The sequence below is a fragment of the Polaromonas jejuensis NBRC 106434 genome, from assembly GCF_001598235.1.
Taxonomy (GTDB): domain Bacteria; phylum Pseudomonadota; class Gammaproteobacteria; order Burkholderiales; family Burkholderiaceae_C; genus Polaromonas; species Polaromonas jejuensis.
Genome location: NZ_BCYO01000013.1, coordinates 110011 through 120507 on the forward strand (window position 1 = coordinate 110011; position 10497 = coordinate 120507).

General features: G+C 66.9%; 8 protein-coding genes. 7 read left to right on the forward strand and 1 reads right to left on the reverse strand.

Annotated features, from left to right (window positions below; all coding sequences use genetic code 11):
- The first annotated feature begins 194 nt into the window (after positions 1–194).
- The 3 genes from PJE01S_RS15490 to PJE01S_RS15500 all read left to right on the forward strand — a co-directional run bounded on the left by PJE01S_RS15490 (position 195) and on the right by PJE01S_RS15500 (position 2843).
- Positions 195–1259 (forward strand): sensor histidine kinase, encoded by a 1065-nt coding sequence (locus PJE01S_RS15490; protein WP_084389582.1) that lies wholly within the window; start codon positions 195–197, stop codon positions 1257–1259.
- Positions 1256–1996 (forward strand): LytR/AlgR family response regulator transcription factor, encoded by a 741-nt coding sequence (locus PJE01S_RS15495; protein WP_068834537.1) that lies wholly within the window; start codon positions 1256–1258, stop codon positions 1994–1996. Before PJE01S_RS15490 ends, PJE01S_RS15495 begins: the two co-directional genes overlap by 4 nt.
- A 76-nt stretch (positions 1997–2072) precedes the next feature.
- Positions 2073–2843 (forward strand): TerC family protein, encoded by a 771-nt coding sequence (locus PJE01S_RS15500; RefSeq protein WP_068834538.1) that lies wholly within the window; start codon positions 2073–2075, stop codon positions 2841–2843.
- Between the two features lie 103 nt (positions 2844–2946).
- Here the strand turns inward: PJE01S_RS15500 and ppc are convergent, their stop codons facing one another.
- Entirely contained in the window at positions 2947–5823 is a 2877-nt protein-coding gene (ppc, locus tag PJE01S_RS15505; RefSeq protein WP_068834539.1) for a phosphoenolpyruvate carboxylase, read from the reverse strand.
- A 115-nt stretch (positions 5824–5938) separates the two neighbouring features.
- Here ppc and hemC point away from each other — a divergent pair, with 115 nt between their 5' ends.
- Genes hemC through PJE01S_RS15525 form a run of 4 tightly spaced genes read left to right on the forward strand, consistent with a single transcriptional unit; the run spans position 5939 to position 10269 of the window.
- Positions 5939–6907 (forward strand): hydroxymethylbilane synthase, encoded by a 969-nt coding sequence (hemC, locus tag PJE01S_RS15510; protein WP_377372026.1) that lies wholly within the window; start codon positions 5939–5941, stop codon positions 6905–6907.
- Entirely contained in the window at positions 6907–7794 is an 888-nt protein-coding gene (locus tag PJE01S_RS15515) for a uroporphyrinogen-III synthase (protein WP_068834541.1), read from the forward strand. The genes hemC and PJE01S_RS15515 overlap by 1 nt, the downstream gene beginning before the upstream one ends.
- Positions 7791–8954 (forward strand): uroporphyrinogen-III C-methyltransferase, encoded by a 1164-nt coding sequence (locus PJE01S_RS15520; RefSeq protein WP_084389584.1) that lies wholly within the window; start codon positions 7791–7793, stop codon positions 8952–8954. Before PJE01S_RS15515 ends, PJE01S_RS15520 begins: the two co-directional genes overlap by 4 nt.
- 25 nt (positions 8955–8979) lie before the next feature.
- Positions 8980–10269, forward strand: coding sequence for a heme biosynthesis HemY N-terminal domain-containing protein (locus PJE01S_RS15525; protein ID WP_068834542.1), 1290 nt, complete (start codon positions 8980–8982; stop codon positions 10267–10269).
- The last annotated feature ends 228 nt before the right edge of the window (positions 10270–10497 follow it).

Here is a 10497-nt window from a genome sequence, read left to right on the forward strand (position 1 = left end):
GGGTTTAAGGGGCCAAGTGCGCTATTCTGGGCAGGTGTCCGGCCGGGCGCTGCTGGTAGGGCGTATTGACCCATGGCAGGGAGGGCGTGACCGGTGCAATACTCATCCTGATGATTTTATCTGCGCGCGCCGCTGCGAAACCGTGCCGCGCGGCCCAAAGAGACTGAAGACGACAACAACATCCCGAAAAACCGATGAAGCCCTTGCCCGCCCCCCCGAAGTTTGAAGAATCCACATTGCTGGGCGGCGTGATTTACGCAGACGAAGAGGCGCCGCCACGCCCGCCGGCGCGCGCCAGCATGTTTGACGCCTGCCATGTGGGTGTGGTGTTGCGTGCGGTGCTGTTTGTGGAGGCGGTCATGGGGGTGGGCGCCATGTTTGGCGCGGGGAGCCCGCTGGACTGGCTGCTGCGCTTTTCGCTGCTGACCGGGGGCGTTCTGCCCGCGACGCTGGCCTGGCTGATCGCCGTGTGCGCCCTGAAGACCCGGCTGAGCCGGCTGGAGCGTTCACGCCAATGGCTGGCCGGCATCGTGCTGGGCGCGGCTGCCGGGCTGTACGGCTGCGGCCTGCTGGCCCTCATGGGGCTGCTGCAGCCGGCACCCTGGTGGGCCAGCGCCGCCGCGGGGGCGCTTTTGTCGGCCATGGTGCTGGCCGGCCTTTTCTGGCGCGCCAAGGCCCGCACACCGGCGGCCACGGCCGCGCGCCTGGCCGAATTGCAGTCGCGCATCCGGCCGCACTTTCTGTTCAACACGCTCAACAGCGCCATTGCCCTGGTGCGCGCTGAACCGGCCAAGGCCGAGGCGGTGCTGGAAGACTTGGCCGAGCTGTTTCGCCATGCGCTGGCCGACCCGGCCGAGTCGGTCACCCTGAGCCAGGAAATCACGCTGGCCCAGCGCTATCTGGAAATTGAGCAGATCCGCTTTGGCGAGCGCCTGCAGGTGCAATGGAGCCTGGATGCGGGCGCCGACAAGGCCAAACTGCCGCCGCTGCTGCTGCAGCCGCTGGTGGAAAACGCCGTCAAGCATGGCGTGGAGCCCAGCGCCCACGGTGCGCAGCTCAAGATATCCACGCTCAGGCGCGGCGGCCGCGTGGTGATCAAGGTGACCAACTCAACGCCCGCGGGTGCGGGTGAACGGGGCCACGGGCTGGCGCTGGCCAATGTGCGCGAACGCCTGTACTTGCTGCATGATGTGCAGGCCCAGTTCAGGACGGTGTTCAAGGACGGCGTATTTCAGGTGAGGCTGGAGATTCCTGCATGAAACTCAAAGTATTGGTGGTGGACGATGAAGCGCTGGCCCGATCGCGCCTGCGCACCCTGCTGGGGGATTGCGTGGCGCCGGCGGCAGAGGTGCTGGCCGAAGCGGCCGATGCCGTGCAGGCCATGAGCGCCTTGCGGCAACTCAGCTTTGATGCGGTGTTGCTGGACATCCGCATGCCGGGCGCCGATGGCATGGCGCTGGCGCGCACCATGGCCGCCTTGCCCCATCCGCCCGCGGTGGTTTTTGTCACCGCGCACGCCGAACATGCCGTGCAGGCCTTCGAGCTGGAAGCCGTTGACTATCTGACCAAGCCGGTGCGGCTGCAGCGCCTGCAGCAGGCGCTACAAAAAGTAGAGCGACTTGCGCAGGCTGCACGGGTGCCCCAGGCCCATATGTCTCAAGAAATGCTGATCATCCAGGACCGCGGCCGGACCGAGCGGGTGCCGCTGGCCGAGGTGCTGTATCTGAAGGCCGAGCTCAAGTACATCACCGTGCGCACCGCCAGCCGCAGCTACATTCTGGACGGCTCCTTGAGCGAGCTGGAAGAGCGCCATGCCGCGCAGTTCATGCGCATCCACCGCAACGCGCTGATTGCACGGCACGCCGTGCGGGCGCTGGAAAAGCATTTCGATCCGGAGGAGGGCGAAGGCTGGGCGGTGCGGCTTAACGGCATTGACGAACTGCTGGCGGTGTCGCGCCGGCAACTGGGTGCGGTGCGGGAGGCCATTGCGGGCTGATGAGCGGCGGCCCATCCGGCGCCCAGCTGGTCATTCACAGCGGCTACCATCGGGGCCACCACCCGAGGGAGAAGCCATGATGGAACTGCTCACCGATCCGCAGGCCTGGATGGCCTTTGCCACGCTGACCGCGCTGGAGCTGGTGCTGGGCATAGACAACATCGTCTTCATATCGATCCTGGTCGACAAGCTGCCCCGCGCAAAGCAGGACCTGGCGCGGCGCCTGGGCCTGTTCATGGCCATGTTCATGCGCATAGGCCTGCTGCTGGTGCTGTCGTGGATCATCGGTTTGACAGCACCGCTCTTCAGCATCCTGCAACAGGAAATATCCGGCCGCGACCTGATCCTGATTGCCGGTGGGCTGTTCCTGATCTGGAAAAGCACCGGCGAAATCCACCAGTCGCTCGAAGGCGAGGAAGGCCATGGCTCCAGCGCCGTCAAGGCGACGCTGGGCGCGGTGATTCTCCAGATCATGGTCGTGGACATGGTGTTCTCGCTGGACTCCATCATTACCGCGGTCGGCATGGTGGACCGCCTGGCGGTGATGATTGCGGCGGTCATGGCGTCGGTGGGGCTGATGATGCTGTTCGCCGCCGCCATCGGCCGCTTTGTTTCCGAACATCCCACGATCAAGATGCTGGCCCTGTCCTTCCTGGTCGTGGTCGGCGTGGTGCTGATCGCCGAAGGTTTTGACCACCATGTGCCCAAGGGCTATGTCTACTTCGCGATGGCGTTTTCCATCGCGGTGGAGATGCTCAACATCCGGGTGCGCAGAAAGGCCGGCAAGCCGGTGCACTTGCGTGAGGCCTATGTGGCCGATGAGCCGGCCAAAGACCCGCTGGCTTAGGGGTTTTTGGCTGCTTTCCCAGAAGGGGCGGGCGCGAGCAGCTATTTAATTCATAGCGAGGCGGCCCAGCCGCCGCCAGCCGCCGGTCTTGGCCGCGTGGGCATCACCCGGTGTTGCGCAAGCCCGCCGCAATCCCATTGATCGAAATGTGAATGCCGGTTTGCACCCGCTGGTCGGCCTTGCCTTCGCGGTAGCGCCGCACCAGCTCGACCTGCAAATGGTGCAGCGGATCGATATAGGGAAAGCGGTGGCGGATGGAGCGCTGCAGCGCGGCGTTGCCGGCCAGGCGCTGCTTTTCGCCGGTGATCAGCGTCAGGGCTTCCGCCGTGCGATGCCATTCCGCCTCGATGGCGGTGAAGATTTTTTTGCGCAGCCGGGCGTCGCCCACCAGCTCGGCGTAACGCGAGGCCAGCGCCAGGTCGCTCTTGGCCAGCACCATGTCCATATTGCTCAGCAGGGTGCGAAAGAAGGGCCATTGCTTGTACATTTTTTGCAGCAGCGCCAGCGCTTCCTTGCGGCTGGCGGGCGTGCCACCCTGCGCAAGCCACTGCTCAATCGCCGCACCAAAGCCATACCAGCCAGGCAGCGTCAGCCGGCACTGGCCCCAGCTGAAGCCCCAGGGAATGGCGCGCAGGTCTTCGATTTTTTGCGAGGCCTTGCGGGAAGCGGGACGCGAGCCGATGTTGAGCTCGGCGATCTCGCGTATCGGCGTGGCGCTGAAAAAATACTCGGTGAAACCGGGGGTCTCGTAGACCAGCGCGCGGTAGGCCGCCATGCTGGCTTGCGACAGTTCGGCGGCGGCCTGCAAAAAGGCCTTGGTCGCCGGTTTGGTCGGTTGCAGCAGGGTGGCTTCCAGCGTGGCGGCGACCAGGGTTTCCAGGTTGCGCCGGCCGATTTCGGGGTTGGCGTACTTGGAGCCAATCACCTCGCCCTGCTCGGTCAGGCGGATCTGCCCGCGCACCGTGCCCGGGGGCTGGGCCAGGATGGCCTGGTAGCTCGGGCCGCCGCCGCGGCCCACCGTGCCGCCGCGGCCGTGGAACATGCGCAGCTGGATGTTGTGCGAGTTGGCCAGCTGGTCGAACAGTTCCACCAGGGCGATCTCGGCGCGGTACAGCTCCCAGTTGCTGGTGAAGATGCCGCCGTCCTTGTTGCTGTCGGAATAGCCCAGCATGATGTCCTGCTCGGCGCCGCTGCGCTGCACCAGCTGGGCCACGCCGGGCAGGGCGTAGAACTCGCGCATGATGGGCGCGGCATTGCGCAGGTCTTCAATGGTTTCGAACAGCGGCACCACGATCAGGTCGTTGACCGCCTTGTCGTCGAGCGTTCCTTGCACCAGCCCCACTTCCTTTTGCAGCAGCAGCACTTCCAGCAAATCGCTCACGGTTTCGGTGTGGCTGATGATGTAGTGGCGGATCGCTTCCTTGCCGAAACGCGCGCGCGCCGTGCGGGCGGCTTCAAAGATGGCCAGCTCGCCCCGGGCGTGGGCGGAATACAGGGTGCCCACCACGCGCAAGGGTCGCGCGTCATTGAGCAGCCGCATCAGCAGCGCGCGCTTGGCCATTTCGTCGAGCTCGCTGTAGTGCGGCTCTATGCGCGCCACGGCCAGCAGCTCGGCCACCACCTCTTCGTGCTTGTCGGAGCTTTGGCGCAGGTCGACCGTGGCCAGGTGAAAGCCAAACACCTCCACCGCGCGTATCAGCGGGTGCAGGCGCTCGGCAATCAGCGCTTCGCCATGGTGCGCCTTGAGCGAGGCTTCGATGGTGCGCAGGTCGGCCAGAAAGTCCTCGGCCCGGGCATAGGCGTTTTGCGGCGCCACGGCATGGCGCGCCGCCTCGCCGCCGGTCAGCTCCTTCAGCGTGGCGGCCAGCCGCGCGTAGACCCCGGTGAGGGCGCGGCGGTAGGGCTCGTCCTTGCGGTGCTCGCTGGTGTCGGGCGAGCTTTCGGCCAGGGCCCGCATCTCGGGGCTGAAGTCCACCAGCATGGCCGACAGCGACAGTTCGCCGCCCAGGAAGTGCACCTCGGTCAGGTAGTGGCGCAGCGCCACTTCGGCCTGCCGGCCCAGTGCGTAATTGAGCGTGTCGGCGCTGACATTGGGGTTGCCGTCTCGGTCGCCGCCTATCCACTGGCCCATGCGCAAAAAGCTGTGTACCGGCTGGTTGCCCAGCTCGCGCTCCAGGTTGGCGTAGAGCTTGGGAATCTCGCGCAGAAAGGTGGCTTCGTAGTAGCTCAGCGCGTTCTCGATTTCGTCGGCCACGGTGAGCTTGGAAAAGCGCAGCAGCCGCGTTTGCCAGAGCTGCATGACGCGGGCGCGCAACTGGGCTTCGTTGGCCGCCAGCTCGCGCGGCGTCAGCGCGTCCTTGGCGGCATTGTGGACTTGCGCCAGCGCCTTGATGTCGTCGCGCGCCGTCAGCAGCTGCGCGATGTCGCGTTCGGCATCCAGAATGCTTTTGCGCTGCACTTCGGTCGGGTGGGCGGTGAGCACCGGTGACACATAGCTGTGGGCCAGCGTAGTTGCTATCGTTTTGGGAGCTATCCCCGCCCAGCGCAGGCGGGCCAGCGCCACTTCTATGCTGCCTTCCTGGGTGTCGCCGGCACGCTCGTGGACGGCCCGGCGGCGGATGTGGTGGCGGTCTTCGGCCAGGTTGGCCAGGTGGCTGAAGTAGGTGAAGGCGCGGATCACGCTGACGGTCTGGTCGCCCGACAGGCCCTTGAGCAGCTTTTTGAGCGCCTTGTCGGCCTCCTGGTCGGCGTCGCGCCGGAAGGCGACCGACAGCTTGCGTATCTGCTCGATCAGCTCGTAGGCGGCCACGCCCTCCTGGTCGCGAATCACGTCGCCCAGGATGCGGCCCAGCAGGCGTATGTCTTCCACCAGGGGGCGTTCGTTGTCCCGGGAGCGCCCGGCGGGCTTGGCAGCGGCGCCGTCGGCGACGCTGCTTCTGGTGTTGTCTCTGACGGGTTTGGCGCGCGCGGAAGTGACCATCTCTGCCCTCTAGTTATTGACCTGATGCTGAATGTCACATGCTAGCATTCACTTCCCCCCAAGGATTACCAACAGGTTACGTGTGTCTGCAGAGTTTCAAACCCATCAAGAAGTCGTGAAAAAAATTGTGATCGCCACGCGCGAAAGCCGTCTGGCGCTGTGGCAGGCCGAGCATGTCAAGGCGCTGCTCGAAACACGTCTGGGTTGGCAGGTGGAGCTGCTGGGCATGACCACCCAGGGCGACCAGATCCTGGACCGCTCGCTGAGCAAGGTCGGCGGCAAGGGCCTGTTCGTCAAGGAGCTTGAAGTGGCGCTCAGCGAAGGCCGGGCCGACCTGGCGGTGCATTCGCTCAAGGATGTGCCCATGGACCTGCCCGAAGGCTTCGCGCTGGCCTGCGTGCTGGAGCGTGAAGACCCGCGCGACGCCTTTGTCTCCAACCAGTTTGCCTCGCTCGCCGAGCTGCCGCAGGGTGCGGTGGTGGGCACTTCCAGCCTGCGCCGGCTGGTGCTGCTCAAGGCCTTGCGGCCCGACCTCAACATTCAGTCGCTGCGCGGCAACCTCGACACGCGGCTGCGCAAGCTCGATGAAGGCCAGTACGCCGCGATTGTGCTGGCCGCCGCCGGCCTGAAGCGACTGGGCCTGGAATCGCGCATTCGCAATACCTTTGCCCCTGAGGACATGCTGCCCGCCGCCGGGCAGGGCGCCTTGGGCATTGAGGTGCGGGCGGACCGTGCCGACCTGATGGCCGCGCTGGCCACCTTGGCGCATCAGCCGACCTGGCTGGCGGTGACCGCCGAACGCACAGTGTCGCGCGCCATGGGCGGCAGCTGCTCCATGCCGCTGGCGGCTTTCACCAGCGGTGCGGCGACGCAAGGCACGGGCCACGACATGCAGCTCAACGCCGCCTGGGGTGACCCGGCCACGGCCGAGGCGCCGGCTGGCGCGCCGCTAACGCCGCTGGTGCAGGTTGGGCTAACCGCGCCGGTGCGCAACTTTGCCGAGGCCGAGGCCCTGGGCGAAGCGGTGGCAGCGCAATTGCGTGCCGGCGGCGCCGTCTGGGCCGGCAAGACCATCCACCCTTGATGCCGCACGCCAGCCTGCCAAAGACGGCCCGCGTCATCGTGACCCGGCCGGCGGGTGACGCGCAGCACTGGGTGCTGCAGTTGCAGCGGGCCGGCTTTGCGGCCGAGGCCTTGCCGCTGATTGACATCGTGCCCGCGTCAGCCCCCGCCGAGGTGCAGGCGCTGCAGCGCGCCTGGCAGACGCTGGACAGCTACGCCGCCTGCATGTTTGTCAGCGGCCAGGCGGTGGTGCATTTTTTCAAGCAATACAAGGCGCCAGCCCAGGCGCTGCAAGCGCAATCAGCTATCAATAACGTAGCGTATGCCGGGCCGCGCGAATGGCCGCCCGGCCTGCGTTGCATGGCGCCCGGGCCGGGCACGGTGGCGGCCCTGGTCGCCGTGGGCATTCCCGCCGGGCAGATCGATGCGCCGGCTCTGGATTCCCGCCAGTTTGACTCGGAAGCCCTGTGGCAGGCCATTGGCCAGCGCGACTGGCAGGGACGCCGGGTGCTGATGGTGCGCGGCCAGAGCGTGGGCGCCGGGGGCGATGCCGGTTCAACTGGCCGCGACTGGCTGGCCCGGCAATGGGCGGCCGCCGGTGCGCAGGTGGATTTTGTGGGGGTGTACCAGCGCCGCCCACCCAGCCTGACCGACGCGCAGGTCCAGCGCGCACACGCCGCCAGCACCGACGGGTCGGTGTGGCTCTTCAGCAGCTCCGAGGCCGTGGCCAATCTGCTCAGCCTGCCGGCGATGAGGGCGATGGACTGGAGCCGTGCCCGCGCCGTGGCTACGCACCCGCGCATTCTGGAGGCCGTGCGGGCCGCCGGCTGGGGTGTTGTTGTGGAGTCACGCCCCGCATTGAAGGACATCCAGGGTACGCTGCGCTCGATAGAATCACTCTATCCATGAGCGACAGCCACCCCGATCTGCCCCTTACGCCTGCACCCGATAGCGAGCCGGTGATTGAACGCGCACTGCTTGCGGAGCCGCCGCCGGCCGCGCCGCAGGATGCCTGGCTGGTGCCGCGCAAATGGGTGCTGTTGGTCACGGTGCTCGCCGCGGGTGGCTTGCTGACCAGCGGCCTGCTCTGGCAAAAGCTCGGCAACCTCCAGGAAGAACTGGTCCGCCGCAGCATGGATTCCGGCGCGCAGGCCATCGAGGCCCGCACGCTGGCGCGCCAGGCCCAGGATGGCACGCGCGAGCTGTCGGCGCGGCTGGCGATCCAGGAAACCCGCATCAGCGAAGTCAGCCTGCAGCGCAGCCAGCTCGAAGAACTGATGCAAAGCCTGTCGCGCTCGCGCGATGAAAACCTGGTGGTCGATGTGGAGTCAGCGCTGCGCCTGGCCCAGCAGCAGGCGCAACTCACCGGCAGCGCCGAGCCTTTGCTCGCCGCGCTCAAATCGGCCGACCAGCGCCTGTCGCGCGCCGCCCAGCCCCGCCTGAATCCCCTGCAGCGCGCGATGGCCCGGGACATGGACCGCATCAAGGCGGCGACCCTGACCGATGTACCGGCCCTGATGCTCAAAATCGACGAACTGGTTCGCCTGGTCGACGATTTGCCGGTGGCCAATGCCATGGTGGCGGCGACCGCCCCACGCCCGTCGGCGGCGCCGCATTCCCCTGTACCGCGGGCCGCAGCTTCCGCGCCTGACACCTCTTCGGGCCATGGCAAATGGTGGCGGGTGTTTGACCAGGAGGCGATTCAGGCCTGGTCGCAGCGCACGCTGGACAACCTGCGTGAGGAAGTCCGCAAGCTGCTGCGCGTGAGCCGCATCGATCAGCCCGATGCTGCCTTGCTGGCGCCCGAACAAACGTTTTTCCTGCGTGAAAACCTCAAGCTCAGGCTGCTCAATGCCCGCCTGGCCCTGCTGTCGCGCCAGACCGAAGCCGCGCGCGCCGATCTGGCGAGCGCCAGCGCCTGGCTGGGCAAATACTTTGACCCGGCTTCGCGCCGGACCCAGGCGGCCGTCCAGTTGCAGGCCCAGGTGCAAGGCCAGCTGAAAACCAGCGAGCTGCCCCGCCTGGATGAAACCATGGCCGCGCTGGCTACGGCGGCTGCAGGCCGCTAAACGTCAGAAGGGCAGGAAGGCAATCATGCGTGCGGCTCTCTGGCTTCTGGCCCTGTTTGGCGTGGCCGTTGCGGTGGCCCTGTTTGCGGGCAACAACCAGGCGGTCGTCACCGTCTTCTGGCCGCCGCACCGCGTCGATGTTTCCTTCAACCTGATGGTGCTGCTGCTGGCCGGGCTGTTCACGCTTTTGTACCTGGCCTTGCGCGCCGCGTCGGCCGTGTTTTCGCTGCCGGCCGAAGCCAGGCGCTGGCGCGCCCAGCAAAAAGAGCGCGCCATGTATGGCGCCCTCATGGACGCGCTGGCCCATTTGCTGGCCGGGCGCTACATCCGTTCCGCCAAGTCGGCGCAGAACGCGCTGGCGCAGGAAAAAGGCTTGGGGCTGATCGTCGATCAATCCACCCATGCGACCGGGCACAGCCTGGGCCGCTCCCACCAGCTGCGTTCGCTGGCGCACCTGCTGGTGGCCGAAAGCGCGCAGTCGCTGCAAAACCGGGCCATGCGCGACCAGCACCTGCAGCTGGCCCTGCAGAATTCCGCCCATCGCAGCGCGCAGGAAGTGCGCGAGGGCTTGCAGTTTCGCGCCGCACGCTGGGCGCTGGAAGACCATGATGCCGGTGCCGCCCTGGATTGGCTGACCCAGCTGCCGCAGGGCGCCGCACGGCGCACGCTGGCCCTGCGCATGAGGCTGCGCGCCGCCCGCTATGCGCGGCAAACCTTGCAGGCGCTCGAAACGGCGCGCCTGCTGGCCAAGCACCGCGCCTTTTCGCAGCCCGCGGCGCAGAGCATTGTGCGCGGCCTGGCGCTGGAGCTGCTCAATGATGCGCGCGATCCGGCGCAGCTGCAGCAAGCCTGGTTCTCTCTCGATGAAAGCGAACGCGCCATGCCCGAGCTGGTGGTGCACGCCGCTTCACGCCTGATGGCGCTGCACGGCGATGCCGGCATGGCCCGTTCCTGGCTGCTGCAGGTGTGGGACCGCATGGTGCAGCCGGGCTCCAGCCTGGGCGACAACCTGCGCATCAAGCTGATCACCGTGCTTGAAGCCGGGCTGGACTCTATTGATGCCGCCTGGCTGGGCCGCATCGAAGCGGCGCAGCTCAACCGCCCGCGGGATGCCAACCTGCAGTACCTGGCGGGCATGGCCTGCCTGAACCGGCAGCTCTGGGGCAAGGCCCGTCAGCTCCTGTCGCAGGCCGCCCCGGCCTTGCAGGACCCGCAGCTGCACCGCAATGCCTGGCGGGCCCTGGCGGTACTGGCCGAGCAGCGCGAGGACGAGGCCGCTGCCGCGCAGGCCTACAAGCGCGCCGCGCAGCTTTAAAAAAACCTGCATCACCTCTACTTGCCGCGTTCGCTGGGACGAATACGCGGGCTGTGGTGTGGCCGGCCTTGGCCATGCCGATGCCCCTGTCCTTATCCCGATGGAGGGGGCGCCGGACCCAGCGCTTTTCTGATGCCGTACTTCGGTGCGACGCTCGCCTCGTGAACCATTGATGCGCCATGTACCGCAGGGGGCGAAAAGGGCTGAAGACAAAGAGATGCGGACGCG

Bases quoted from the DNA above. Each gene is read 5' to 3' on its own strand.
- PJE01S_RS15490 (WP_084389582.1), top strand. From the start codon at position 195: ATGAAGCCCTTGCCCGCCCCCCCGAAGTTTGAAGAATCCACATTGCTG.
- PJE01S_RS15495 (WP_068834537.1), top strand. From the start codon at position 1,256: ATGAAACTCAAAGTATTGGTGGTGGACGATGAAGCGCTGGCCCGATCG.
- PJE01S_RS15500 (WP_068834538.1), top strand. From the start codon at position 2,073: ATGATGGAACTGCTCACCGATCCGCAGGCCTGGATGGCCTTTGCCACG.
- ppc (WP_068834539.1), bottom strand. From the start codon at position 5,823: ATGGTCACTTCCGCGCGCGCCAAACCCGTCAGAGACAACACCAGAAGC.
- PJE01S_RS15515 (WP_068834541.1), top strand. From the start codon at position 6,907: ATGCCGCACGCCAGCCTGCCAAAGACGGCCCGCGTCATCGTGACCCGG.
- PJE01S_RS15520 (WP_084389584.1), top strand. From the start codon at position 7,791: ATGAGCGACAGCCACCCCGATCTGCCCCTTACGCCTGCACCCGATAGC.
- PJE01S_RS15525 (WP_068834542.1), top strand. From the start codon at position 8,980: ATGCGTGCGGCTCTCTGGCTTCTGGCCCTGTTTGGCGTGGCCGTTGCG.